This is a genomic window from Oribacterium sp. HCP3S3_B9 (assembly GCF_052064255.1).
Classification (GTDB): Bacteria; Bacillota; Clostridia; order Lachnospirales; family Lachnospiraceae; genus Oribacterium.
Map to the genome: position 1 here is coordinate 58,380 of NZ_JBQHVY010000005.1, position 25,570 is coordinate 83,949.

At 55.6% G+C, this 25,570-nt stretch carries 22 protein-coding genes; 1 reads left to right on the forward strand and 21 read right to left on the reverse strand.

Annotation, left to right across the window (positions count from 1 at the left end):
• Positions 1-23: 23 nt before the first annotated feature.
• The gene (gene yiaK, locus ACTNC3_RS04515) at positions 24-1,109 is read right to left on the reverse strand and encodes a 3-dehydro-L-gulonate 2-dehydrogenase (RefSeq protein WP_410043473.1); all 1,086 of its coding nucleotides are present in this window, start codon (positions 1,107-1,109) and stop codon (positions 24-26) included.
• 236 nt (positions 1,110-1,345) lie between these two features.
• Between yiaK and ACTNC3_RS04520 the strand changes: the two genes are divergently transcribed.
• On the forward strand, positions 1,346-2,056 hold the full coding sequence (locus ACTNC3_RS04520) for a GntR family transcriptional regulator (protein WP_441226614.1): 711 nt from the start codon (positions 1,346-1,348) through the stop codon (positions 2,054-2,056).
• A gap of 177 nt (positions 2,057-2,233) precedes the next feature.
• On the opposite strand, the gene ACTNC3_RS04525 is transcribed toward ACTNC3_RS04520, so the two are convergent.
• From ACTNC3_RS04525 to ACTNC3_RS04620, 20 genes are all read right to left on the reverse strand, one after another.
• A complete protein-coding gene (locus ACTNC3_RS04525) occupies positions 2,234-2,716 on the reverse strand; it encodes a YhcH/YjgK/YiaL family protein (RefSeq protein WP_441226615.1) in 483 nt (160 codons plus the stop codon).
• A gap of 200 nt (positions 2,717-2,916) precedes the next feature.
• Positions 2,917-3,588 carry a cyclase family protein gene (locus tag ACTNC3_RS04530; protein ID WP_410044016.1) on the reverse strand — a complete coding sequence of 224 codons (672 nt, stop codon included), beginning with the start codon at positions 3,586-3,588 and terminating at the stop codon, positions 2,917-2,919.
• Between the two features lie 339 nt (positions 3,589-3,927).
• Positions 3,928-4,845 (reverse strand): ketopantoate reductase family protein, encoded by a 918-nt coding sequence (locus ACTNC3_RS04535; RefSeq protein ID WP_410044012.1) that lies wholly within the window; start codon positions 4,843-4,845, stop codon positions 3,928-3,930.
• A 121-nt stretch (positions 4,846-4,966) separates the two neighbouring features.
• Positions 4,967-5,428 (reverse strand): threonine/serine exporter family protein, encoded by a 462-nt coding sequence (locus tag ACTNC3_RS04540; protein WP_410044011.1) that lies wholly within the window; start codon positions 5,426-5,428, stop codon positions 4,967-4,969.
• 2 nt (positions 5,429-5,430) lie between these two features.
• The gene (locus tag ACTNC3_RS04545; RefSeq protein WP_410044010.1) at positions 5,431-6,210 is read right to left on the reverse strand and encodes a threonine/serine exporter family protein; all 780 of its coding nucleotides are present in this window, start codon (positions 6,208-6,210) and stop codon (positions 5,431-5,433) included.
• Positions 6,211-6,322: 112 nt separating this feature from the next.
• A complete protein-coding gene (locus tag ACTNC3_RS04550; protein WP_441226616.1) occupies positions 6,323-7,279 on the reverse strand; it encodes a DNA-directed RNA polymerase subunit alpha in 957 nt (318 codons plus the stop codon).
• Positions 7,280-7,463: 184 nt separating this feature from the next.
• Entirely contained in the window at positions 7,464-8,315 is an 852-nt protein-coding gene (locus ACTNC3_RS04555; RefSeq protein ID WP_410044008.1) for a replication initiation protein, read from the reverse strand.
• Between the two features lie 987 nt (positions 8,316-9,302).
• Positions 9,303-10,802, reverse strand: a complete 1,500-nt coding sequence (locus ACTNC3_RS04560; protein WP_441226617.1) for a hypothetical protein — start codon at positions 10,800-10,802, stop codon at positions 9,303-9,305.
• A 39-nt stretch (positions 10,803-10,841) separates the two neighbouring features.
• Positions 10,842-11,234: a hypothetical protein gene (locus tag ACTNC3_RS04565; protein WP_410044006.1), complete on the reverse strand. Its 393-nt coding sequence runs from the start codon at positions 11,232-11,234 to the stop codon at positions 10,842-10,844.
• Between the two features lie 264 nt (positions 11,235-11,498).
• A complete protein-coding gene (locus ACTNC3_RS04570) occupies positions 11,499-12,641 on the reverse strand; it encodes a sigma-70 family RNA polymerase sigma factor (protein WP_441226618.1) in 1,143 nt (380 codons plus the stop codon).
• 388 nt (positions 12,642-13,029) lie between these two features.
• The gene (locus ACTNC3_RS04575; RefSeq protein ID WP_441226619.1) at positions 13,030-13,707 is read right to left on the reverse strand and encodes an MBL fold metallo-hydrolase; all 678 of its coding nucleotides are present in this window, start codon (positions 13,705-13,707) and stop codon (positions 13,030-13,032) included.
• 149 nt (positions 13,708-13,856) lie between these two features.
• Positions 13,857-14,384 (reverse strand): hypothetical protein, encoded by a 528-nt coding sequence (locus tag ACTNC3_RS04580; protein ID WP_410044003.1) that lies wholly within the window; start codon positions 14,382-14,384, stop codon positions 13,857-13,859.
• Positions 14,385-14,549: 165 nt separating this feature from the next.
• Positions 14,550-15,113, reverse strand: coding sequence for a hypothetical protein (locus tag ACTNC3_RS04585; protein WP_410044002.1), 564 nt, complete (start codon positions 15,111-15,113; stop codon positions 14,550-14,552).
• Positions 15,114-15,270: 157 nt separating this feature from the next.
• Entirely contained in the window at positions 15,271-17,430 is a 2,160-nt protein-coding gene (locus tag ACTNC3_RS04590; RefSeq protein ID WP_441226620.1) for an ATP-dependent helicase, read from the reverse strand.
• Between the two features lie 138 nt (positions 17,431-17,568).
• Positions 17,569-19,605 (reverse strand): HelD family protein, encoded by a 2,037-nt coding sequence (locus tag ACTNC3_RS04595; RefSeq protein WP_441226621.1) that lies wholly within the window; start codon positions 19,603-19,605, stop codon positions 17,569-17,571.
• Positions 19,606-19,796: 191 nt separating this feature from the next.
• On the reverse strand, positions 19,797-21,266 hold the full coding sequence (locus ACTNC3_RS04600; protein ID WP_441226622.1) for a C69 family dipeptidase: 1,470 nt from the start codon (positions 21,264-21,266) through the stop codon (positions 19,797-19,799).
• Between the two features lie 117 nt (positions 21,267-21,383).
• Positions 21,384-22,463, reverse strand: a complete 1,080-nt coding sequence (locus ACTNC3_RS04605; RefSeq protein ID WP_441226623.1) for a GTP-binding protein — start codon at positions 22,461-22,463, stop codon at positions 21,384-21,386.
• A gap of 26 nt (positions 22,464-22,489) precedes the next feature.
• The gene (locus tag ACTNC3_RS04610; RefSeq protein ID WP_410043997.1) at positions 22,490-23,413 is read right to left on the reverse strand and encodes a sigma-70 family RNA polymerase sigma factor; all 924 of its coding nucleotides are present in this window, start codon (positions 23,411-23,413) and stop codon (positions 22,490-22,492) included.
• Between the two features lie 15 nt (positions 23,414-23,428).
• A complete protein-coding gene (locus tag ACTNC3_RS04615; RefSeq protein ID WP_410043996.1) occupies positions 23,429-23,977 on the reverse strand; it encodes a histidine phosphatase family protein in 549 nt (182 codons plus the stop codon).
• A 135-nt stretch (positions 23,978-24,112) separates the two neighbouring features.
• Positions 24,113-25,564, reverse strand: coding sequence for an SseB family protein (locus tag ACTNC3_RS04620; protein ID WP_441226624.1), 1,452 nt, complete (start codon positions 25,562-25,564; stop codon positions 24,113-24,115).
• Positions 25,565-25,570 lie beyond the last annotated feature (6 nt).

Sequence of the window (25,570 nt, forward strand, 5' to 3'; positions counted from 1 at the left end):
CTCCTTCTCACATTCAGATGTGATTACTTCTTCTCTTCTTCCTGCATGTTGTCGAGTACGCAAGCTGCGGAGATGTCCTTCGTTTCCATCTTACCGGCGGCGAGATCGAGACACTGCTGCCAGATCTGCTCATCGACCACGACGCCCTCACGGAGGTTACGCTCACGGGTCGCAGCGGTACGCTCACCAGGGCAGGTTACGTGACCACCCTCGTGATCCGGCTCCGTCGCATCTGCAGCGGCTACACGATCATCGAACTTCGCCTGGATCTCCTCTTCATCACCGAAGAGATACGGATCATATGCGATGAAGATCTGGCAGCAGCCGGTGCAGCTTCCACGACCCTCACGGTCCATATCCGCACCTGTCTTACCGTTCGCCATCGCAGCGGCTGCGAGGTCGAGGGCGATCGCCATACCGGTACCCTTCCAGTAACCGGTCGGAAGGATACGTCCGCTGGCCTCGATCGCACCCGGATCGCTGGTCAGATTACCATCCTTATCGAAGCCGCCCGGATATGGAAGCTGCTTACCAGCGAGACGATATACGCCGAGCTTACCGTATGCATACTGGCTCATCGCCATATCGAGGACGATCGGGCCGCTCTTCCGCGGAATCGCGATACAGAACGGGTTATTACCGACGCCCGGCTTCTTCGAGCCCCACATCGGCATACAGCTCTCGGTGTTGGTCCAGCTGATACCGATGAAGCCGGCCTGTGCTGCCTGCCATGCATAGGAACCACCACGCATCCAGTGGGTCGTGTTCTTCAGTGCGACGCAGCCGATACCATGTACCTTTGCAAGCTCTACGGCACGATCCATGCAGAAGGTAGCATTCAGTGTACCGATGCCGAGGTGACCATCGTAGTTCTCGACTGCACCCTTCGCACCAACCAGCTCCGGCTTCGCCTTGATATCGACCCAGCCCTTCTGAACATACTCCGCAAAACGAGGTACACGATTGAGGCCGTGGCTCTCGATACCCTCGAGGCTGCTCTCGGTATGGATCTCTGCGCACTGCTCTGCCTGCGCCTCTGTTAAACCGAGGTTCAGAAATGCCTTCTTGACAGTTGCCTTCACCGTTTCTACAGGTACACGAATACTCATAATTAACTCTCCTTTTCTTAATCGTCAAGCTTTTCGCCATAATATATCAGTTGTTTTTCATTGGTGCTAGCATAGCACAGTTTACAGATGCATTTCAAGGCATATTTGACTGATTTTTCTATATTTATCTTTTAAATCACCAAATATTTTATGCGATTTTTGTATACATCATCTTGAAAAGCACCCGTTGCACTGATATATTAGTTATATTGAATCTCATGGAAGGAGTCCTGCACATGAACCTGATCATCCCATCTCCATATAAAAACGAAAACAACCGCGCCTACGCTTCCCGCGTATTGCGTTCGAATATCATGACGCTCCGGCTCAAGCCGGGGGAGTCGCTGAACGAGATCGAGCTCGCGCATGCGCTCAGGATGAGCCGTACACCGGTGCACGAAGCATTGACCACCCTGCAGAGCGAGTGGCTGGTCGACATTTTTCCGCAGCGCGGAACCCGGGTCAGCCGCATCGATCTGACACTCGTCAAGGAGGGCCACTCGACCCGCCTTCTGCTCGAGAGTGCACTGCTCCGGGATGTCGCCGGAAAGATCGACCGCAGTCAGATCCAGGAGCTGATGGAGTGCATGCGGAAGCAGAATGCCCTGATCAGCCACATCGAGGACTCAGTGGACGAGATCATCCAGCTAGACGACGAGTTTCATCGTATGATGTACTACTTCGGCGGCCGCTCTCACACCTGGCTCGCGATGCGCGGCCTCGTCTCCCACTACGATCGCCTCCGCTACCTCGATGTCTCCGAGGGCAGATGCGATTTCACCCGCGTCAACCGCCAGCACCGCGAGTTCTGTGACTATCTCCTGCTCGGCCTCCCGGATGATGTCTGCGCCGAGACGAAAATCAGCGAGCACCTGACCAGCTTCCGCGGCAATCTCATGGATACGATCGAGCGGCATCCGGATTACTTCACCGTCAGTGAAACATAAGACGCTCACTCCACCACTCCAAAGATCAGCTGTATTACGGCAGGAGCCCGGCCCACCACTTTATGGGGTCTGACCCCATAAACTGCGGTTTAGATTCTGTTTAGAAAAATTTAATGGGGTCAGACCCCCTTACGAAATTCTTAAGGTGATGACCGGATGCCCGCGACCCCCCTCCGCTCAGAGGCAGGTGTCGAAAGCCACCTTGATGACGATCTTCCGGATATGCGCCGGTGCGTCGACCTGGATGGCTGGTACGTGCACATCCCATGGGAAGAACATCGCGTAGCTGCCCGGCTGCATCTCGATGATGCCTTCACGGGCATGCGCGTTGTTCTTATAGAAGCAGATGTCACGCGGGGTATCGAGCAGATTCTCGTCGGTCTCACTATCGCCGAGGTCCGGATACCAGCCGATGCGCTCCGGACCGCCGGCTGCGAGGAACTGTACATCGACATACTTGCGATGGCACTCCGGACGCAGCTGCTCGCGTGGAGCGGTGTCCTGGTCGATGACCTGGAGGATCATCTTATCACCGTCAAGCTCGAACTTTCCCGGCTCGTGCGCCGCGAGGTCGTTCTCCTTCAGGAACTGCACGGCACGCTGTAACGCCGCCGGCAGAAAACGCAGATTTTCGTTTTCATGAATATTTCCGGATATCATGATGTTCTCCTTTTGTTAATATTACATAACCGTTCGTGTAGCGGGTCCCCGGCTTATAGTTCACCGGTCTCGGAGTACTGTGCCTCCGTTGACGCTCCTCCGGGTCCCCCATTCTGAATAAACCCATTTCACAAAAAGGCCTCCCGGAAGGGGAAGCCTTTTCGATTATCTTAGATTGTGATGCCTCATCGCACCCGCGATCAACGAGTGAAGCCCGGCATACCCTCGATCGCGTACACACGTGTCGGGCAGGAGTCGAGGCCGATGATGTTCATCGGAGCATAGCTGATGAAGAACGTATCCGTCTTCAGAAGCTCCAGGTTGCACAGAACCTCGAGGAAGGTAACGTTCTGCGCCATCAGAATATCATGGAACGGCTTTACGTTGCGAACATCGCCCTCGATCGCTACACCATCACCGAAGCCCACGCACTGTACCTTGTGATCTGCGAGCCACTGCGCCATGTCTGCACCTACCTGAAGACGATGGTCGGTCGGGCCGCCGGTCAGCTTCGTGAATGGCGGGATCTTGTGCGGGCTGTCGAGGATGACGGTGTCGCCCTCCTGGACCCAGCCACCGAGTGCCTTCTCGAGATCCTCAGCGGTGATCTGGTGATCCTCCGGAAGATCCAGTGTGCAGTAGATACCACGACCCATGAACTGATCGAGTGGAAGCTCTGCAACGCTCGGCCAGCTGCTGTCATGATGGTACGGACACTCACAGTGCGTACCGAGGTGGCTTCCGATATCTACATTCGTATGGAAATCAGGTACGACACCACCGGTGTTGAAACGCCATAAGTTGCAACGACGACTCTCGGTGCTCGGATCGATGCACTTGCTCAGGTCGACGATATGAAGACCACCCTTCATGTACTCCTTTGGTGGAAGCTGATCTGCAGCGACGGTCTTCGGCTTTCCAGCCTCCCAGTCATAGGTTACGAACTCTTCGGACATAAAATATTCTCCTTACATAAATTTGTCGTTCTGCGCTGGCCGCCCTTCATCGAAACGCAGGTCCCGCGCTGAACAGAAACTTGATTTATCTCACGATGCACCCGAGGTGCATGATGATTCATATGATTTTATCTGCCGGTGTACACCTGCACTTCCGTGCCGCCCTCGATCCCTTCACGAGGGCAATGCTGCCATGAAAGTGCCGCCCTCCGTACATCTTCACGAGGACAATGCCTCCATCCGGCACCCGCCCGCTTATGCTCTCGGACGGTTCTCCATCGCATGGATGAGGCCCACCAGGAAGCGGTGGCTCGGGGTCGGTACGCCGGCCTTGACACCCGCGCGGACGATGCTACCGCTGATGGTATCCACCTCGCTGCGGCGGCCATCCCGAAGATCGGCATAGATGCTGGTGAGACCATTCGGGCTCTTATCGCATACCGCCTTGACCTCCGCGACCTTCTCATCATAATCGAAGTCCATGCCGAGCGCCGCTGCGACATCCACCGCCTCGCGGATCAGCTGACAGCAGAGCTTCCATGCATGCTCATCTGCGGAAATGAAGCCCAGTGGAACCTGCAGGGCACCCGTCAGCGCACTGGCAGAGACATTAGTAAACATCTTGTTCCAGATCATCTTCTGCACGCCGTCGGATACATCCGCATCGAGACCGCACGCCGTGAACGCATCTGCGAACTTCTGAAGCCGCTTGACATCACCGGTCACACAGCCCATGTGGGTCATACCGCTGCCACCATGCTTCGTCACACCGAAGCCGGCGACGCTTGCATTATGCTGTGTCGTACCGATGATGATGTGCTCCTGCGGTACGAACTTCCCGAGCATATCCTCGTGGCCGCTTCCGTTCTGCAGGGTCATAAGATAGGTCTCCGGACCGATGATGCTACGGTTGTTATTCAGCGCGCTCTCGCTGAACATCGCCTTCACGAACACGACGATCAGATCGACCGGCGCCATCCCCTCGGTGGACAGCACCGCATGTGGATGATACACCTGAGACGTACCATCCGGCTCCTGCACCTCGAGGCCATCTGCATTGATCTTCTCTACGACCTGTGCGTTGACGTCGATAACCGTCACCTCGTTGTGCCGGCTCAGGTACGCACTGTACAGACCGCCCATGGCGCCTGCACCTAAAACTGCAATTTTCATATATCCTCTACTCCTTTCGGGTTTTCAAAATACTGTGGATACTACTGCTGACACAGCGTGACAGTCTCCTTTATTATAAGCGAAAATGCATCCAAACTCCACCGCAGATTATGAAGACAGCTCAGCGGTTTCTGCTCACTTTATAGGCCTTCCGAAGATTTGTCAGAAAGCCTGCCACGTAGGCAGCGATGATGATGCCGAGGGCGATCGCGCCCGCCTCGGCCAGCACGAGCTTCAGTGTCGCACCGAACTGTGCTGTATCTCCCTCGATCAGACTGTACATCGCATAGTAAAGACCGCCGCCCGGGAATTCCGGAATCAACATCGGTCCCAGCATCACAACCACTGGAGTCTTGATGATCCGCGCAAGGATCTCACTCCACGCCGCGATCGTCAGCCCAGAGGCCAGCATGCCGAAGGTTTTTCCGTAACCGGCGTACTGACAGACGATATAAGCTGCCCAGCCGATCGCGCTGCCGATCACGATAGAGATCAGCGCTTTTCGATTTCGTACACCAAATAAAATCGCGAAGGCGAGCGAGCTGATCGCCCCCATCAGCGTCTGTATGATATCTGCCTGCATCCCTAACCTCCTGCCAGAAGCACGATGGCAAATCCGAGGGCCACCGATACGGCCTTCAGAATCGCTTCACTCAGATTCAGCACACCACTGACGGTGTCTCCGTTGATCATGTCACGAAGAGAGTTCGTCAGCTGCATCCCTGGAATCACCAGCATGATGTTTCCGATCATGATTTTATCCGGGTGCACACCGATCCCGAGACGAACGAGAAGCAGCACCGCGATCGCCGTGACCGCACTGCAGATGGAGGTCTGGATCAGGCTGTTCATCTGAAGATGTGCACTCATACAGATCATCCCATACAGTACCATGCCGGAAAGAGCGGATGCGATGCCATCTGGAAAAGTTCCGCCGAGAAAAATCGAAAGCGAGAACGAAATGACCATATACATCAGAAGATCGAGCCACCACGGGCTGGTCTTTTCTTCCCGGACACGCCTGAGTTCGTCGCGGAACTCCTCCAGGGATATCTCACCATGGCAGAAGTGGCGGGACAGTGCATTGACCTCCTCGACCTTTCCGAGACCCGTGACACGGGCTTTTATACGACGACTTTCGGTCATCGTCGTCCCGTCCGGAAGAAACGCTGTAGCGGCGATATACGAGGTGATCGTAAACACATCCACGCGCTCAAATCCACATGCCCGTCCGATGCGCTGGACGGTATCCTCCACGCGGCTGACCTCTGCGCCGTGGGTCAAGAGAAGCTCGCCCGCATTCAGCGCACTGCTGAGACAGCTGCTGAGCTCCGCTTTCTGCGCAGTTACCTGCTCTTCCATCATGCTTTCCTCCTTTCGTTTTTCTATAACAAAAATGGCTGCTTCCCGGAGGAAGCAACCATACAGTATGCTATTACTCTATATCGGTCTCACTTTTCAGGTCAACATCAGACGATTACTCTGCCTCTCTCGTCGCAAGAGAAAGTCCCAGAGAATCCATCTTTGCGAGGATCTCATCGATCGACTTGCGGCCCATGTTACGAACCTTGCTGAGGTCCTCCATGGTCTTCGCACGGAGATCACCGACGGTGTTGATGCCGGCTCTCTTTAAGCAGTTGTACGAACGAACGCTGAGCTCGAGCTCGTCGATGCTCATGTTATCGATATCACCTGCATCGGTCTCCGTCTCACTGCCACCCTCGGTATCGATGCTGGTCGACTGTGCAGTATCCATGTTTGCAAACAGCTGAAGGTGAGACTCGAAGATACGTGCGGAAAGGGATACGGCATCCTCCGGTGACATCGCACCGTTGGTCGTTACATCGAGGGTCAGCTTATCCTCCTGACCGCCTTCCAGCGGATCGATGGTCAGGTTGACCTTCGTCACCGGGCAGAAAATAGAGTCTACAGCGATCACACCGATCGGCAGATCACTGCGATCACGTGTATTGGCACCGTCATAGCCACGGCCCTTTACGATCTTGATCTCCATGTAGAGTCTGGTTTCCTTACCGGAAAGGGTAGCGATCACCTGATCCGGGTTGATGATCTCGACCTCGGAGCTTACCTTGATATCCGAACCACGTACGATCCCCTCGCCGGCATAATCGATGTATGCCATGACTGGATCATCGCTGGTTGCGGTGTTTCTGATCGCAAGCTTTTTTAAATTAAGGATGATATCGCCGACATCCTCCTTCACACCAGGGATGGATGAGAACTCATGATAAACGCCGTCGATTTTCACCTCGCTGACTGCAGCACCCGGCATGGATGAAAGAAGAATACGTCTTAAAGAGTTACCGATGACGGTACCCTCACCCTTCGCAAGTGGTGAACATACGAAACGGCCAAACTTCTTATCATCTGAGAGCTGCTCGACTTCGAGAACCGGTTTGATATCTACTGCCATTACCCTACCTCTTTATATAAATCTATGAACGAATTGACAACAGCAGATCCTAGAAGCACCCATGCACATATCAAAGCACATAGTGATGCTATTTTTAGAATCAAGCTATTCCATTATAGCGTTAATTTTTTTCTTGTCCAGCTTTTTCACAGAATTTGTTAAAAAAGCGTGGTTCCGAGTGGAATCACGCTATATCTACCAGTGTGCCGGTGCTGTCGAAGTTCAGACTCAGCTGGCCGCGGAACTGCTGATTCCGCTTTTCGATCTTTCCGACCGTCTTGTTATAGGTCGCGAAGCGATCGAGTGTATCCTTGTTTTCGATGTATAAACGTATATATGTTATACGTTTGCCCTGCAGGCGGCCCTTGACGAGCTCACCCTTATCGGTGATGCAGTCGTAGGAGACGGTGATGTCGGTGTATTCATTGATCTCCTTAATCGCCGGGGCGAGCACACGTTGCTTGAAGTTTCCGAAAGCAGTATAGACATCCGCCATCAGATTCTCCCGGAGGGCATCGACCGAGATGTCAACCCAGCCCTTATAGGCATAAGACTTCGCAAGCTCATACAGGCGCGGGGAGTACTTACTGGTCATCGCGAGGATGTTATACAGCTCATATTCCGTGAAGTTGTTCTGGATTCCGAGAAGGTAGGTCTTGATACGGCTGTCGAGGATCAGGCTGATCGTGCCCTTGCGTTCGTTATACTCCGGTTCGTTAAACCAGCGGAGCTTGATAACACGGTTATCGAGGTTTACCCAGAAGGCCTTCTCATCGATGGAATCGATCATGTTTCGGAAATCACGGTATACGTTCTTCGGATCGATGCCACAGAGACGTGCGAAATCCAGGGCACGAATCTCATATTTTTTAAACTCTTCTTCGCCCGGCTTGATCATCGTGATCACGTAGTTCACAAGCTTCTGTTCGTTGGCGGTGAGATTATACTTCGCCTTCTGGATCAGTGCGTTATCCTTTACGACCAGATAGCTACGCTGATCGTCCATCTTCTCTTTCTGTGTTTTAAAAGCTGCCATACGTCTCCGTCTCCGCGCACGAGCCCCATGATAAGTACCGGCGTTATATGCCTGCGTGTGAAATTCAGCACACAATAGCATAACTACACGATTCTTACCCTTTAGGTCGGTGCAATGATATGTCAATATAGTAAAACGCTGCGGGGTAAAAATCAATGACCGTAATTTTGTTATAATTCAGACCTCGATTTGTCGTCCATAATGACCGTAATTATGTTATATCTCCTGCGGGTGGCGTTTCTGAACCTGCGATTCCCACCCACGCGCGCGCCTTGCTATTTGATTTTCGTTTAATTTTTTATTTTGCTTATTTAATATTTAATATATTTATATATATATACAAGGGGTGAAAGCACAGAATTGCGTCGTTTTTTATCCACAAAGATAACATTTTGATGGTAAGGCATAACGAATTTACGGTGAGCTGTAACAGAAAGACGGCAGCTTCTAACAGATTTACGGTATGCGCCGAAGCGCCTGCGAGGGGGTTTTTCCAGCCGGATCCGGGGGCTGTGTTATCCCTTTTTCGCGCTGAAAGCCGGACTGAAAAGCGAAATTTCTACTGCAGGTCCGCCGTGGTCTGTTTCTTTTCAGACATTTTCCGGTAAAAAATCAGCAGTTTCACGATTTTCACGCGATTCTTTTGGCGTTTTTACCGTATAACAAAATTACGGTACCTGCTTCGCTTATAACGCGATGACGGTCGAAAGATAACAGATTTACGGTCGATACGCACGGTCCAGTTGTAGGCACTTTTCTACCGTAATTATGTTATAAGCGATGAAAAGATAACAAAAAGACGGTATGAATACAATCCATACCGTCTTTTTGTTATCTTTTATGACCGTAAATTTGTTATCTTTTCAGATCTGGCTGGTTCTGTCTCTGCATTCTCCGATATGCATCAGAACGTTCATCAGTACTTCAATGCTTCGAGTTGTGCTACGATGTCGTCTCTGTATTCTCCGATATGCATCAGCGTTTTCATCAGTACTTCAGTGCTTCGAGCTGTGCCCGGATGTCGTCGCATGGCTCGGATGTGAGAATCTCCTGCAGTGCGGCGCGCATCGCGTCTCCCGGCTCGTAGCCGTCCTTACACCAGCTTTCGAGGACGTTCAGAGCCATCTGTCGGTTGGCATTGACCGGGCAGCGGAGAGCGCTGATGACGAGGTCCTCGCCCTCTCCTGTGCTGTCAGCGAGGTTCTGTACGAGGTAGCTCAGCTGATGGTACGGGCGGTAGGCTTCGCCGATGCCCAGCTGGTCACGCGGACCGGAGGCCATCATCGCGAGTGGCAGGTGGCGGCGGTAGATGTCGAGCAGCTTCCGAAGTGTGTCATTGTCTTTCGGGAGGACATCGACGAGATCGGCGTAAGCATTGAACTCCGTGTCCATCGCGTGCAGCATCTCATCGGTGCACTGGATGCCCATGCGGCAGGCGGTACGGAAGCCCTGTCCCTTTGCGAGGAGCTCCTGGACGAAGCTGCGGATGTCGTCGGTATGCAGGATCTCCTCGGCACGCTCGTGGAGCTTACCGCTGCCCTGGAAGATGTTCTGATCGAGGTAATCGCGCACGCTCAGCACGGTGTTCAGCGTCTGCTCGCTCATGCGGCAGCGTCTCGCCTGGTGAAGATAGCCATCGAGGAGCTGTGTGCGGTCCGGCATGGCGGTGATGCCCTGCATGCTCGATTCATCGAGGAGACCGTCCAGGATGGCGCTGGCGAGCACGAAATCGTCGTCGTTAAAGGCCGGGTTCGTGAGGACGGTTGCGAGGTGGATCTTATCGGCCACGGTGCGCGCGGAGTAGGCGGCACCGATCGTGTTGTGCACGCCCTCATGGAAGAGCCAGTCCTTCACGCGGCCGCTCTTCGCCTCCAGATGCTCGACGGCGTGGATGCGGCCCCAGCCGTGCACCTGCTGTCCGAAGCGGAGGATCTCCTCTTCGGCGTCCTGCCAGGTCTCCGCGACATGAATCGCGAAGAGCGTGAATTCGTCGGAGAGCGCCAGTGTGCGGACCGCGTCCTTCACCGCGTCGTTGTCGTCGGTGTCGAGCATCGAGAACAGCACGAGGGCGAGCTTCACACACTCACAGCTTTCCGTCGTCACGAGGAGATTTGCGGCCAATGCAAACAGCCCGTCTGCATTGACCGCGTCCGTATGGTCGCTTGTCCACTGAAGAAGCGGGGCTTCGAGCGGAAGCATACGGTGGCCCGTGGACGGCGCGAAATACGCCTCGATGGCCGCCTGAATGCTCTCGGTGTCGCCCATGGAGGTCGAGCTTATGAGATCCGCGAGCGGCGTACAGTCGGCCTCCTCGGACGGGCCGTGGAACAGCGCGATGCCGTCCAGCGCACCATCGACGAGCTGCATGTCGGAGAGTGCGCTGTGGGAGCTGCTCGCCTCCGCCGGTGTGCGGCCCGGCAGCTTGAAATCCGCCGGCAGCGTGCCGGACGGCGTCAGATGATCACAGATATATTCGTAAATAGACATGATTTCCTTCCTTTAGCAATAGGAGACGATGCTCATGGATTAGTACCCAAAGTGTTCGCGCTGCGTGTCGGCGTCGAAGACCTTATGGTAGGCTTCGCTGCCCTGGTAGAGGATGCGGACGAGCGTCCACTCGACGGCCTTGATGGTGACGCGGTCGCCGACCTTCTTCTTACAGAACGGGTGGCTCGCGAGGTTCACACGGGTCGTGATCTCCTGCTTTCCGTCTGAGATGATGACGTAGTCGCCCGGCTGCGCACCTGTGCGGCCCTGGAGCTTCGTCTGGTAATAAGGCTTCGTGCTCGCTGCGCCACTGCTCTTTCGCGGGCTGCTGAAGCCGTTTGCGGAAGCGGTTCTGCCGTTCTTTCCCTGTCCGCGCTTCGCTGCTGCGCCTGACTTTTTCGGCTGACCGGAGCGTTTTCTGAAATCGTTCATATCGTACCTTTCTTTCTCTATATGCTGGTTCATGTTTTATGAGCCAATGTTTCCATCGCATACGCATATCGCCGCAGCGAATGCTATGCGTTCCCGTGATGGGTCCGCTGTTTCCATCGCATATCGCAGATCCGCAGGCCATCCGGCGGGTGCACGAGTGTATGCATTGGATACCGTAAATCTGTTATCTGTTTCGGGCGTTTGATCGCCTGGTGTGAAAAAACCGGCCTTTCTGCCATTATAACAGAAAGTCCGGTTCGTGAATCAGTTATTCTCCAGGAAGCCTTCCAGCTCGCGCTTGTACTTCGGATTCTGCAGCTTACGAAGTGCCTTGTTCTCGATCTGACGGATACGCTCACGTGTGACATGGTACATGGTACCGATCTCCTCGAGGGTACGCTCACGTCCATCGACGAGACCGTAACGCATCTCCAGGACCTCACGCTCACGCTCTGAAAGGTTACAGAGGATCTTCTCGACCTGTTCCTTCATCATCACGTTCGTCACGTTCTGCTCCGGGGAGATGATCTTCTCGTCGGCGATGAAGGAGCCGAGATCAGAATCCTCATCCTCACCGACCTTACTGTCGAGGGAAGCAGGACCGGCATCGTAGTTGACGACCTCCTGTACACGCTCCTCCGGGATGTTCAGGTACTCGGCGATGTCGGCAGTGGTCGGCTCGTGACCGAGGGTCAGCGCCAGCTGACGGGAGGTCTTCTTGATCTTATTGATGAGCTCAACCATATGTACCGGCACACGGATGGTTCTCGACTGATCGGCGAGGGCACGCGCGATCGCCTGACGGATCCACCAGGTCGCATAGGTGGAAAGCTTGAAGCCACGCTCCGGCTCGAACTTCTCGACACCACGCATGAGACCCATGTTGCCCTCCTGGATGAGATCCAGGAAGCTCATGCCACGTCCGGTGAAGCGCTTCGCGATGGAAACAACCAGACGGAGGTTGCACTCGATGAGGCGCTGACGCGCATACAGGTCGCCGTTCTTGCAGCGATTCGCGAGGTCGAGCTCCTCCTCCGGTGTCAGCAGCGGGTAGCTTCCGATTTCCTTCAGATAGATACGAACCGGATCATCAGCGGATACATTCTCGAGGTTTGCGAGTGCTTCCATATCGAGGGTTCGTGCTTCGCGATCCTCATCGGAAAGCTCCTCTTCCTCGAGGTCCTCATCGCTCACATCTTCATCCTCGTCGACGGCCACCTGCGTCAGCTCATCGGAAAGCTCCAGCCCGTTCTCCATGTCTGCTTCGTTTTCGAGCTCGTCGCTGTATGCATCCTCCAGCAGCTGCTCCGTCTCCTGCTTAATCACCGTACTGGAGCCATCGCGTCCATTGATTTTGATGATGAGATTCTTGTTACCTTTTGTGTTCTGTGTATTAATTTTAGCCATTGAATAACCTGAAACGATAAAGACGACCTGAGTCGTGTGAATTATATTGCTACAGATCATCTGCAGCGCAGATGAACATGCTGATATTTTTAGACAGCCTTGCTATTTTATGAGGAAAGAGAAATCTTTACAAGACAGTTTGGAAGAAAGAGCATAAAAATTATTTTATATATATGATAATATTTTTTATGTCCAAATTTTCGTAGAAAATTTGGACATAAAAAATCCCGGGAAGCAACCGGGATTAATTATAAAGGATTTAGTTTTAAAAAAGGATTGTGCCTGATGTCTTTCTCAAGCATCTTTATCATAACGGAATCTGTTCCGAAGTGCTTGAAGAAAAGCGAAATGTCTCATTATGAAATTCTTAAGATGATTCTTAACTTTTTTACGCGTAGCGCTCCATACGGATCTCGACATGCACCATCGGTGCGGATTTTCCGACGGCCTGACGGAAGACCTCCTCGTCCTCCGGCTCTCCGGCGACGGAGCCGTAGTGTGTCGGGATGACCAGCTGCGGGCGCAGGATGACGGCCAGTGTCGCCGCTTCATGTGCGTTCATGGTATAGGTACCGCCGATCGGAAGCAGCGCGACATCGCAGCGTACCGCCTCGGCTTCCGGCGTGATGTCGGTATCGCCGGCGATATAGATGCGACGTGTACCATCATCGAGCAGATAGCCGATCCACTGCTGTGCCGCCGGGTGGAAGCGCTTCTCCGGATTATAGGCCGGGATAGCGGTGATCTTTATGCCACGGAAATCCAGGCTCTCGTTCCATGCGAGAAAATGCTCCTGCGCATCGTCGATACCGGAATTCCCGGTCTCCCCGCGCATCGAGGCCGGGTAGATCGCTTCACTGCCACTCTTCCGTACCTTCGCGATGTCCTCGACCGAATAGTGGTCATAGTGCGCATGCGTTACGAGGATGAGATCGGCATCGGCTGTGGTTTCCACGAGGTGAAACGGGTCACAGTAGATCACGACATCCTCATGATGCTCGTCCTTCAGCACGAGCCGGATCGCGGCATGGGTTAACACACGAATGTCTTCACGTAACTGCTTCATACATACTCCTTCCCGGATGGTAATAGCACCATCCATCCTGGAACGCCCCTTTATATTCTGTTTTTCTATCCCCTTTGTCTGCTTCTGTGAAGCGCCATAAACAGAAGCAGACTCGATACGTGCCCGGCACGCATTGATTTACTTCTATTTTATGCGTTTTCGCGCAGTGTCGCAAGTAAAAGCAGGCTCGAAACGTGCACCGCGCGGATGCCGGCGAGCTGCAGCTTATCGAGGACGCCTGCGCTGTCATCGATGAACAGATGCGGTGTCTCGAGTCCCTGATGGTTCTTTTCCAGCGCTTCCCGCACAGCCTCCGCCTTCACATCGCTCCGTGTAAACAGGATATGGTCCTCCGGGAACAGGCCAGGATAGCAGCGCTTGAGAAACGCGAGCTTCTGCTGGTCCTGCGCCTCGGTGCCGGACTGACTCACCACATAGTTCAGCGTCGGCGTCGTATACTGCTCGATGTACTCTTTTATAAAGACCGGCGCAGCTGCGTACTGATAGAGGTCATGGGTTTCCATGAAGGCATCGAACGCCTCGTCGCGTACCGCGTTGATACCATCTGCTCCATAGGCATACACCGACAGCACCCCGTCGATATCGAAAAAACGAACCAGATCCCGCTGCTTCAGAAGCGCGGTGTCAAGGCCCAGCTGATAATCTGGATTAAACATGCGTACTCTCTCCATTCTGATAAGAGCAAGCCCGGAATCAGCGATTTTCCGGGCTTGCAAAACATACCGTTATTTTGTTATATGTCCGCAGCGACCCATCTGGATCCGCCGCATCCTCGCACCCAGGGCGCGGATAAACGAGCTGCTCGACGAACGCCGGACAGATCAGTCCTTCGGCTCTCGTGCAGCGTCGATCTCCTCCTCCGTCATATGGTCGAGCATCGCATAATCCATATTAAAGGTCAGAAAATCGTCGTAGTCATACATATCCTCGAAGCTGGCGAGCCGGACATCCGGGTCCATCTCATCCTTCTCCTCGTCGGTGAGGTACTCGTTTTTCAGTACATTTATAACATATTGACGGGCTTCCTGCGGCATCGGACGCGCCGGACTCAGTCCCTTATCCTCGCAGTTATGGATGTAGCTGTGGATCGCCGCGTGGAGCGCATACTCCTCGTAGATGTTCGGGATGAACGGATCCTTCGACTTCACACCCTTCAGCAGATTCAGAAACGCCGTTGCGCCATCCTCTCGATCATAGTGATCCGGGAAGTAGAAGTGGATGTTCTCCTGGTATTCCTCATCGTCCGGCCGCACCTTGAGATAGCTTTGGCCCGCCGCCCACTCGATATCGTTGATCAGAAGGGACATCACCCGATCGTTGATGAAGTCACGGATGTAGGCATCCGCCTGCGGATCCCTCGTAAATGCTGTATTGATCTGGAGCATGGATTTTCCTCCTGTAGATAGAATTACTCTAGTATAGCATATCTTGATTTCGAAGCACAGCTTAGGAAGGGGACCGGAGGGGCGGCAAACGGAGTACTGTGCTTCGTTTGCCGCCTCTCCGGATCCCCTGCCTTGACTTATAACAAATTTACGGCACTCACTCTTCCACCTTCTCCATCTTCACGCGGAGACTCAGCCGGCGCTCCGTCGGGAGGTCGTCGAAGCGGATCGTGTAGGCCGACTGGTCGAGGTCCACCTCCTGGATCGTACCGAGTCCGAAGGCGCGGTGTCGTATGCGGTCGCCAATGTGAAAGACCGCGGCATCGTCACTGCGCCGGAAGTGGCTGTCGACCAGCTGGATATAGCTCTCCGCCTCCTTCAGAAGCCCTGCCTTCGGTGCCTCGGTGAAGTGCAGGAGGTCCCGGTCGATGTCCAGGATGAAGCGCGACGGATAGCGCGGCGAACCATCGAAATTCCGGCCGGCAGCTTCGGAGAGATAGAGTCCCTTTTCGGCACGTGTGATCGCGACGAACGCGAGGCGCCGCTCCTCTTCCATGCCTTCGAGGGTGTTCACCTTCTTCGACGGGAAGATACCCTCACTCATGCTGCAGAGAAAGACGTATGGAAACTCCAGGCCCTTCGCGGTATGGACCGTCATGAGCTTCACGCGGTCGTGGCTGTCCGCGATATCCATATTGCTGAGCATCGCAACGCTCTTCAGGTACGCTTCGAGATCCGTCTCCTCGCCGGCGCTCGTCTCGAAGGAGAACACCGCCTGCTTGAGCTCCGCGAGATTATCGAGACGGTTCTGCGCGCCCTCCGTGCGCAGCAGCTTCTCGTAGCCGGACTCATGCAGGATGCTCGTCAGCACCTCGGAGATCGTCCGCTCTGCATAGATCGTCGCATATTTCTCGATGAGTGCGACGAATTCCCGCGCCTTCGTGCCCCGGAAGATCTCATGCTCCAGGTTCTTCACGAGGGCGTCATACAGTGTGCCTCCGTGGTGCTCCGTGTACTCCTCGAGGAACTTCATACGGCGCACACCGAGATTCCGCTTCGGGACATTCGCGATGCGTCGGAAGCTGAGATCATCCTTATAGACGATCATGCGCAGATAGCACAGTGCGTCCTTGATCTCCATGCGCCCGAAAAACTGCACACCGGAGTAGATCGTGTACGGAATCTTCGATCGAAGAAGCACCTCCTCGATCGTCCGCGTGACATAGTGCGCCCGGTACATGACCGTCATTTCGTTATAAGCGACGCCCATCTGATGCAGGGTTTCGATGTTTTTCACCATCCACTCGGCTTCCTTCGTGCTGTCCTCTGCGAGATGACAGACGACCGGTACGCCATCGGGAAGCATCGGGAGCAGCTCCTTCTCGATCCGCTTCCTGTTCTTCCGGATCAGAGCATTGGCCACCCGGAGGATCTGCGGCGTCGAACGGTAATTCTCCATCATCATGATCGTCTGCGTGCCCGGATGATGCTGATCAAAGTCCAGCAGGTACTTCACGTTCGCACCGCGCCAGGTGTAGATGGTCTGGTCCGGATCGCCCACGATGAAGAGGTTATGGTGGTAGGCGCACAGCACCTCCATGAGCCGGTACTGCAGCGGATCGATGTCCTGGAACTCGTCGATCTGGATGTACATGAGCCGCTTCTGCCACTTCTCCGCGATGTCCGGATGCTCCTGGAAGATGTAGAGACTCAGGATGATGAGATCGTTGTAGTCGACCGCAAAGGTTTTCCGCTCCTGGTAGAGATAGCCGTAAAAGAGGATGTCATTCACCTCGGTTGCCTGGAGATACTTCTCATGCAGCTCATCGATCGGGAGCGCGATCATGTCGAGGAAGTAGCCCGGCTCCGTGAGACACTTCCGCATCTCAAACATATCCCGTGCGCTCGCGAAGGTCGTATCCCGGAGCGTGAGCCCCCGCTCCTCATAGATGATCTTCAGCATCTCATCGATGTCGCTGTTATCGAGCACCATGAAGCTCTTCGGATAGCCGATCGCATGGCTGTCCTCCTGCAGGATGTTCACACAGAAACCATGGAAGGTGCTGATATAGCCCGTATCATTATCGCCCGTCAGCTGATGGATCCGCTGCCGCATCTCGTTGGTCGCCTTGTTCGTGAAGGTCACACAGAGGATGTTTCCCGGCAGCACCCCGAGCTCCGTCACGAGATACGCGAAACGATGCGTCAGCGCCCGCGTCTTCCCGGATCCCGCCCCCGCGATCACACGCACGAAGCCCTCCGTCGACGTCACCGCCTCCAGCTGCGCTTTATTTAGTCCTTCCAGAATCTCTTCCATTTCTCGCTCCGTTTTCGCATAATAGTTCAGTTAATAAAAATATAATAGCACAGACGTTTGTTGAATACAATATATGATTCGACGTGTATATGCCGGAGGGGGAATTATACTGTGATTTCGATGTCTCCCCTCCGGTGATTATACATGAACCAGCGGCGACAGCTCCCCATCCGCCAGGATGATCAGCTTCTCCGTCGCGCGCGACTCCGCGGTATACAGCCGGTGCCGGTACAGCGCCCGGTCCGGATAATCCCGCACCGACACATCCGGCAGGATGACGGTATCGAATTCGAGCCCCTTCGCGAGCTTCAGCTCCATCATCACCACACCACTCTTCGGCAGTGCCTCATAGGAGCGGATGATGTGCGGCGTGTCGTCCCCGAGTGTCCGACGCATCATATTGATGCCGGTCCAGTCGCAGCATACGATCGCCGTGAGCCCCTCCGTGCGGTCGTTCTCCCGGATCACACGACGCAGCTCCTCCACGTAGGTCTCGTGGTCGGCGCAGGCCAGCACCGTCGGCTCCACACCCTCCCGCTGCACGGAATTCGTCTGGATCCGAATCTCCTGCGGCAGCAGGCTCGTGAAGAGCTTCGTGATCTCCGGTGAGGAACGATAGCTCGTCATCAGCGAGAGCTCCGTCACCTCCTTACCCTGCTCCGTAAACATCCGGCGGATATCCGCGAAGCTCGCCGTACCACTGTGGATCGACTGGAACTCATCGCCGAGGAACATGAAGTGCGCGTTACGGAAGTAGCGTGCGAGCAGCATGAGCTGCGCCTCTGTGTAATCCTGCACCTCATCGACGATCACGTAACGAGTGTTGCGATCCGAGGTGCCGGTCAGCGTCATCTTGAGGTAGCTGAACTCCGCCGGCGTCAGATCGTCCTTTCCGAGAATCGACTGACCGATGGCCTCCATATCGAGCCAGTCGAGGTTTCGGATCTTCTCATAGACACCACCCATCTGGCTCTCATCCGGCTCCTCGTCATAGAGATCGTCGAGGCCCTGATCGTGCTTCTTCTTTTCCTGCTTCTGTGCGTTGCTGCGTGCGAGCTCCTCGAGCTCCTCCACCGCAGTCTGGATCAGCCAGGTCGTGGATGAGGTTCCCTTATGGCGGCGAAGCACACCGAGAATCTGCTGCTTATCGAGCACACGTGCACGCTTCAGATTGATATTGTGGAGATGCTTCGCCTCGATAGAGAAGCCCACCAGGCCCTCATCGATCTGGTGCAGCGCATCCGCTTCCGTGATATCCGCCTCGCCGAGGCTCTTCACCCCGAGATCATCGAGGAAGTCGGACCAGGTCATGGTCACTGGATTCGCCTCACCCATCTCCGGCAGCACGTGGTCGATGTACTGCTGGAAGACCGGATTCAGCGTGATGAGCGCCACCTGGTTCTGCCGCAGGGTATGCCGGCGGCGGTAGAACAGATACGCGATACGCTGCAGCAGCACGGAGGTCTTACCGGAACCCGCGATGCCCTGCACGAGCAGCACCGGCACGTCCGGATAGCGGATGATGAGGTTCTGCTCCTTCTGAATCGTCTCCGTGATGGACTGCATCTTATCGCTCCGCTTCTTCGTAAGCGAGTGGATCAGCAGTGGATCCTCCAGCGCGATTTTCGTGTCGAAGTAGGCCTTCAGCACATCGCGCTCCAGATCGAACTGCCGGCGAAGCTTCAGGTCCACCGGGATCTTACGTCCATCGACCATATAGGAGGTCTCGCCCAGCGCCTGGTTGTAGTACACCTCCGCGATCGGGCTTCGCCAGTCGATGATCTCCGGCTCATGATGCTCGTTTGACACCGAGGACGAGCCGATATAGAAGCTCTCCTCTTCCGTCTCCTCCGGGAACTGCACGGTGATGCGCGCGAAGTACGGACGCGGCAGCAGGCGGTTCACGCGCTGCAGCCCCATCGATACCGTCCGGCTCGAGATATTGAGCTCCTCGACGGCACGGCTCATGGTCTCAAACTCGATCAGTGTCTCCTGTGACTCCTCGATGCCGACGAAGTCGTACTGGAGGTCATCCGCGACCGTGTTCTTCTCCTCCTGTGCCTGTCGCTGGAGATCGACGAGCTCGGCCTCCATCTGCTCCTTCATCCGCGCGAGCTTTCCGTACTGCTCCGTCAGATGCGCCTGTTCTTCTCTGAAAATTCTATCTTCGTTCATTCCTTACCTATTACTTAAATCCATGTTTTTCAGGCCAATGCTTCCTGCGTTACATCGTCACATCGCCTGAGATACCACTGCCGGAGAAATCGCTCTCTCCGGCAGTCTGTATCGTATACGTTTATGCATCCGAGCGCGCGAACGCGTTCTTCATGTGCATGCTGGCCTCATATCGCAGTTTATCAGGCGGCTTATGCATCCGAACGCGCAAACGCGTTCTTCATATGCATGCTGGCCTCATACAGTACCTTGTCCAGCACGTCGTCCGTCTCTCTCCGAAGCATCTCGGCGATGGCCTCATTGGCCTCCTCGAGCGTTGTGTCCTTCGTGTCCATGAAGCGCTGGTCATACTCCCGGATCAGGCGGTGACCGGCGATGGCTACCTTATTCTGGTAGCGTTCGATGTGGGAGGAGGTGTAGCTGTAGGCAGCGTCCGACAGGGCCGCGATCATCCGGCTCGCCCAGTAGAAGCTGTCGGTGGACACCTGTGCGGTGGTGCTGTTCATATACGCCGGGGTTCCGTCAACATTGGCATAAAATGGTACAAATGCGTTAAATGCGTTGGAGCCGTAGCAGATCCACTCGATCGCCTGAAGCTCGGCCGGTACGTATGGGCGGAGCTGGAGACAGGCCATGAAGCTCGTGCGGTTGATGCCGATGGTCCGGTAGGTGCCGCAGAGCGACTTGTCCCCGTGCTTCCGATACGGATCATATGGGGTGCCCTGATAGTGGTTTGAAAGCGCCCACTTCACCTCTTCCACCGTGATCTTATGCTCCGGCACGAGGGACCATGGGAGGTCGTCGCTCACCGGGGTGAAGTCTGCGTCCGGGCCATCCCAGCGGTACGTGCGCGGGTTGAAGTAACGGAACAGCGCCCAGGCACGTGGGGTGTTGTAGGTGTGGTCAGAATCGTCGTGGCTGCCGAAGGCGAGTCGTGGATTGAAGGCGTCGCCCTGATTCAGATTCAGATGATTCTTCTCCACGAACGCACGGAGATCCGCGGAGCACATGAACTCCTTCTGCGCACCGAGGGCATCCTCGAAATCGAAGTGATCGATGCCGAGCTGGTTCGGCATGATGACATACTGGTCATCCGGTACGCGACGTGCCATCCAGTGGTGTCCGCCGATGGTCTCGAGCCACCAGATCTCATTCACATCCTGGAAGCCGATGCCGTTCATCTCATAGGTGCCGTACTGCGCGAGCAGGCTGCCGAGACGCTCGACGCCCTCGCGAGCAGAGTGGATATACGGAAGGACCAGGAGGACGATATCCTCCTCGCCGATCCCGCCGGCCTTCTCCGGTGTATGCTCATCGCCCGGCTCGAAGGTGACGAGCGGATCAGCACCGAGTACACGTGCATTCGAGGTGATGGTCTCAGTGGCGGTCATCGCGACGTTCTCACTGTTCACGCCGGCAGCCGCCCAGATGCCCTCCCCCTTCACGGCGTTCGGCATCGCGGTATAGCGGAGCGGATTCTCCGGCAGCGGAATCTCCACATGGCTCAGCACCGAGCGGTATACCCGCGGCTGCTGGGACGGCTCCATCACAACCCACTTCTTCGCTGTGAACTTTCCCGCACCGGAATCATCGTTCCGGGCGATCATCGTCGAGCCATCATAGCTCGCGTTTTTACCTACTAAAATCGTCGTACAAGCCATCGTACGTTCCTCCCTCACATATATTAAGATGCCTGTGTTGCACTGCATCAAAAAAAGTACTAACTATTTTAACATAGTTCGTACTTTCCTCAAATAGTCAGTTTTCAGCTTTCGGTATCAGACGGTGACAGCACCCGGGAAGTAGCCGGCGACGATGTCCTTCCGGAGTCCTTCTCCGATGACGATGATGACGTCCTCGGTCGGCGCGGTAAGCGGCCTGAAATGACGTTCGTCCTTTGTGACGTTCAGCTCGAAGCCACTGGAGAAGCCCTTGATGCGGAGGACGTGGCCGGCAGCGGGATCTGCGAGGAGCTTCAGCACACGCGCCTGCAGGTCCTCCGGCGTCGTTTCATAATGCATATAGAAGAGCGACTGGTACGCATCCTCCTCGGCGACGGCCTTCTTCAGGAAGCTGACGTGCCGGTAGCCGGCGGCTTCGAGCATCTGGAAATCGCTATCCTCGAGCTGATCCCATGGCTTCGCGAGGACATCGGCGGGATATGCGAAGCGACGCGCGCACTGCACCTCTTCCATCACCTGATTCAGGATCGCGAGCGTCTGTGCGATTACATCGTTCTGCGCACGCTCTGGGTGCTGGTCAATGTTGTCGACCGGTGCGGTCATCGCGCGCTGTCGGCGGTCATTTCTGCGACCAGTGTCGATACCCGCAGTGCGGTTCGCCTCTGGCCGCGCTTTGTCGTGTTTCGGTGTCGACAATGTGACGGGCAGCTTACTGAGGATGATTTTTCCAGCACCTGCGGCCTCCGAGGCGAGCAGATAGCGGGACGCAGGTGAGAGGCCCGGATCGAGCCGGGCGTCGACGATGGTGAGCACCGAGCCCACCTCGTACCAGCGGTCGAGCGGCTCCTCATAGAGCGAGTCGAAGAACTCATCGATATCATAGATCCCGCTCGGTTCCACGAGGACGCGGGTATAGCCGAGCATCGCCATGCTGATAAGCTTCGTGCGGAAACGTCGCTGATGCGCTACGGCCCCATCGCCGCCGACCACCATCTCGAGCTCGCAGTTTGGCCCGAGGAGGTCCTGCAGCAGGACGCGGTCGATATTGATTGCCCCGTAGTCATTCTCGAGGATGCAGACACGCTCGCCCTTCGCGACGAGCCAGCGCGCGTACTTTTCGATAAAGGTCGTTTTACCGGAACCTAAGAAACCGGTGATGAGATCGATCGTAATCATAGAAGCCCTCCTGATGAAATATCGGATTACTCGCCGCTCATCGCGTTTCGGATCGTTTTGATCGCGTGCTGCTCCCGCTGCCGGATCGCCTCCGGGCTCACATGGTAGAGCTCGGCGATCTCCCGCAGGGTGTGGCGCTTCCCGTTAAAGAGACCGTAGCGGAGCACGAGGGTGTTTCGGTCCTCCTCGCTGAGCTGATCCAGTGAATCATAAAGCTCCTGAATCTGCTGCTCATCGAGCACCTGGTCCTCGACATTGTCCGGCGATACGGCGATATCGCCGAGCTCCGTCGCTTCGCCATCATCGTTTCCGACCTTCGTGTTCAGTGAGGTCTGGCGCAGCACCTCCTGATCGAGCTGCAGACAGCGCTCCACCTCCTCGCGGCTCAGCCCGGAATCGCGCACGATGGCGTCGATCATGGCATCCCCCTCGAGGTGCTCGAGATCGTAGCGCTTCTTGATGGCCTGCACCTTCATGATCCGCTCGAACTGATGATTCGAGACCCGGATGTTGAAGCCGGTGTTGTAGATCTCCTTCAGGATGCTGTCGCGGATCCAGTAGGTCGCGTAGGTCGAGAACTTCGCGCCCTTCGCCGGGTCGTAGCTGCGTGCGGCCGTCATCAGGCCAATGCTTCCGGAATTTACGAGATCATCGAGCCCGAGGGTGTGGTTGAAGAGCTTTTCGTACTTCTGTGCGGCGTGAATCACGAGTCCGCGGTTGCGCTCGAAGAGTTCCGTCTCCTCTGCCTGGGCGGACTGACCTGCCGCGGCCTTCGCCTGAATCTCGGATACGAGGCGTAGATTCTGCTGCTCCTGTTCGTCCATGGGCGGAGAGCCTGCCGGCTGTTCGGTCATATCGTTTACCTGTACGTCAGAAACAGGCAGCGACTTCGGTGCTTCTGCTGTACCGGCGGCTGTATTCTTTTTATTTTCTTCAGATAATTCAGTCAATGGCGTCCTTTCTTTCTATGGCATGATGAAGATCTGCTCTTCTGCATTGCCCTGAGTGAAGGTTTCGAAGCCTTCGTTTGACATCGGCTGGAAATAGCTCGTGATCATACGGCAGATCCCGTTATGTGTCACGAGGAGGATGGTTTCGCCATCGTGCTCGCGACGCAGCTTCTCGAGATACGGGTAGATGCGGGCAGCGATGTCGAGGAAGGATTCCCCCTCCGGATAGCGAGCGAAGTAGCGATGCTTTTCGACCCGGTACGCCTCAGAATCCCGCAGCAGTCCCTCACAGGTACCGAAGTTCATCTCGATGAGCTCGGCAGCCTCCACCGGTGCCGGTGTACCCGTGCCCTTCTGTGCGGCGACGATCTGTGCCGCCGTCTCCTTCGCCCGGCTGAGCGGTGAGCAGTAGACATGATCGAAGTGCACGTCGGCAAGCTTCGTACCGAGTGCCTGTGCCTGCGCGATGCCGCGTTCGTTCAGCGGGATGTCGGTCCGGCCCAGTACCCTGTTTTCCTGATTCCACAGCGTTTCGCCATGGCGTACGAGATAGAGTTTCAGCATCCTGCCCTCCTCTTCTGCAGCACATCGTCAGATCGACCCGTGTCTGCGATCACATATCTTTTAGAATCAAAGATCGGAGCCGGCTTCGCTTCCGGGGCATGCTGCCCCTCGCCCGGCTCCGATCGTTCACTTATCTTAGGCCTTTGCGCCCGTGCCCTGTGCCGGTGTCTTTCCCGGGTTCGGGTTCTTCTGGCGCTCGATCACCATCGCCTGTCCCTGCGGGTTGATGATGAAGCCGTCATAATTTCCCATGAAGCGGGAAATCGTCTGGAAGTCTGCACGTGTCGGACGGAAGCCGCTGTTGGCAAACTTCTTCGAAAACTCGAAAATGTCGGTGTAGACCGGCATGAAATTCTTTCCATTCAGTGTCACCATCGGAAGCTGCACGCGATGGTTCTTCTTCGCAGCTTCTGCGGACTCCGTAGCGGCATCGGTCGTCTTCGCCATACCATCATGGGTCGGGGTCGCCGGCTGCTCTGCCGCAGCGCCATCTGCGTTCGGGTCGCCTGCATTGGCCGCATCCTCGTCGAGGTTACGGAAGGGCAGGAGGTAGGTGCCCTTCGGCACGAGCTTCATGACGGAGTTGAACTTCGCCTGCAGCAGCTCCTTCCGCTTCCCGTACTGTACCGGCCAGCGGAGCTCGCCGACGTAATCGGTGAGGGCGAAGGAAATCGCCGGGTTGTATGGCGGAATCTTCTCCGGATCCTCGTTGATGTAGAACGGCGCGGAGATCTCCGAACGGCGCAGGAAGCCCTTGTACCAGCCGTTGTCGATGACGATGTTCTCGGCTCCGAGGAAGAAAAGATAATCGAAAATCTTCATCTGGATCTTACCGTCGTGCTGCGCCGGCTCTGCGGCCATACCCGGCACCTCGATGATTTTCACGGAGCGGAGCTGCTCTGCATAGAGCTTCGCGGCGATCTCTGCATGCTCTTTGTCGAGGTACATGAGGACGAAGCTGCCGTCGAGCAGCGGATAGCCGGTGCGTGCGTCATAGAGCACATAGATCTTCTCCTGCGCGCGGACCATGTCGAGGAAGTGATTACGGATCACCTGACGATTCTGATCGTAGTTGTCAAGCGGATGCTGCTTGTGGGCGATGAGAAGGGCCGCCTCGAGGAAAAGCGTCTCCTGGAGATTCAGCTCCTTCAGCATATCCGGCTTCAGTGTCGGCTCATACACGAGCGCGCCCACCTCGTCCTTCCGCTCCGGCGTCAGCGGATCCGAAAGAATCGTCGGCTGCGGCTGCGCAGTGGTCGCTGCGGAAGCTGCGGTCGTTCCGGCATTTTCGGTGTTGGCAGCCTCGGCAGTATGCTCAGCATTTCCTGCATTTACGGTGCTCGCCGTTGCCGCCGCATTTTCACTGCCCGCGGCTGTGTTCGCACCTGATCCAGCTGAACCCGCCGCCGGCGTCTCGCCCGGCTTCTTCACGAACATGTTGATCGGCGTGATCACCGGCCAGTGCATCTCCGGATGCTCCTCCCGCTGACGCGCCACCGCCTCGTCATGCTGCTCCTGCTTCTGCTCCTCTATCTTCTGCTCGGCCTCGGCCTTCCGCTTACTTCCAAAAAAATCAAATAATGCCATGTCTCT

Coding starts and splice junctions, on each gene's coding strand:
- yiaK (WP_410043473.1), bottom strand. CDS start 1,109: ATGAGTATTCGTGTACCTGTAGAAACGGTGAAGGCAACTGTCAAGAAG.
- ACTNC3_RS04520 (WP_441226614.1), top strand. CDS start 1,346: ATGAACCTGATCATCCCATCTCCATATAAAAACGAAAACAACCGCGCC.
- ACTNC3_RS04525 (WP_441226615.1), bottom strand. CDS start 2,716: ATGATATCCGGAAATATTCATGAAAACGAAAATCTGCGTTTTCTGCCG.
- ACTNC3_RS04530 (WP_410044016.1), bottom strand. CDS start 3,588: ATGAAGGGTGGTCTTCATATCGTCGACCTGAGCAAGTGCATCGATCCG.
- ACTNC3_RS04535 (WP_410044012.1), bottom strand. CDS start 4,845: ATGAAAATTGCAGTTTTAGGTGCAGGCGCCATGGGCGGTCTGTACAGT.
- ACTNC3_RS04540 (WP_410044011.1), bottom strand. CDS start 5,428: ATGCAGGCAGATATCATACAGACGCTGATGGGGGCGATCAGCTCGCTC.
- ACTNC3_RS04545 (WP_410044010.1), bottom strand. CDS start 6,210: ATGATGGAAGAGCAGGTAACTGCGCAGAAAGCGGAGCTCAGCAGCTGT.
- ACTNC3_RS04550 (WP_441226616.1), bottom strand. CDS start 7,279: ATGGCAGTAGATATCAAACCGGTTCTCGAAGTCGAGCAGCTCTCAGAT.
- ACTNC3_RS04555 (WP_410044008.1), bottom strand. CDS start 8,315: ATGGCAGCTTTTAAAACACAGAAAGAGAAGATGGACGATCAGCGTAGC.
- ACTNC3_RS04560 (WP_441226617.1), bottom strand. CDS start 10,802: ATGTCTATTTACGAATATATCTGTGATCATCTGACGCCGTCCGGCACG.
- ACTNC3_RS04565 (WP_410044006.1), bottom strand. CDS start 11,234: ATGAACGATTTCAGAAAACGCTCCGGTCAGCCGAAAAAGTCAGGCGCA.
- ACTNC3_RS04570 (WP_441226618.1), bottom strand. CDS start 12,641: ATGGCTAAAATTAATACACAGAACACAAAAGGTAACAAGAATCTCATC.
- ACTNC3_RS04575 (WP_441226619.1), bottom strand. CDS start 13,707: ATGAAGCAGTTACGTGAAGACATTCGTGTGTTAACCCATGCCGCGATC.
- ACTNC3_RS04580 (WP_410044003.1), bottom strand. CDS start 14,384: ATGTTTAATCCAGATTATCAGCTGGGCCTTGACACCGCGCTTCTGAAG.
- ACTNC3_RS04585 (WP_410044002.1), bottom strand. CDS start 15,113: ATGCTCCAGATCAATACAGCATTTACGAGGGATCCGCAGGCGGATGCC.
- ACTNC3_RS04590 (WP_441226620.1), bottom strand. CDS start 17,430: ATGGAAGAGATTCTGGAAGGACTAAATAAAGCGCAGCTGGAGGCGGTG.
- ACTNC3_RS04595 (WP_441226621.1), bottom strand. CDS start 19,605: ATGAACGAAGATAGAATTTTCAGAGAAGAACAGGCGCATCTGACGGAG.
- ACTNC3_RS04600 (WP_441226622.1), bottom strand. CDS start 21,266: ATGGCTTGTACGACGATTTTAGTAGGTAAAAACGCGAGCTATGATGGC.
- ACTNC3_RS04605 (WP_441226623.1), bottom strand. CDS start 22,463: ATGATTACGATCGATCTCATCACCGGTTTCTTAGGTTCCGGTAAAACG.
- ACTNC3_RS04615 (WP_410043996.1), bottom strand. CDS start 23,977: ATGCTGAAACTCTATCTCGTACGCCATGGCGAAACGCTGTGGAATCAG.
- ACTNC3_RS04620 (WP_441226624.1), bottom strand. CDS start 25,564: ATGGCATTATTTGATTTTTTTGGAAGTAAGCGGAAGGCCGAGGCCGAG.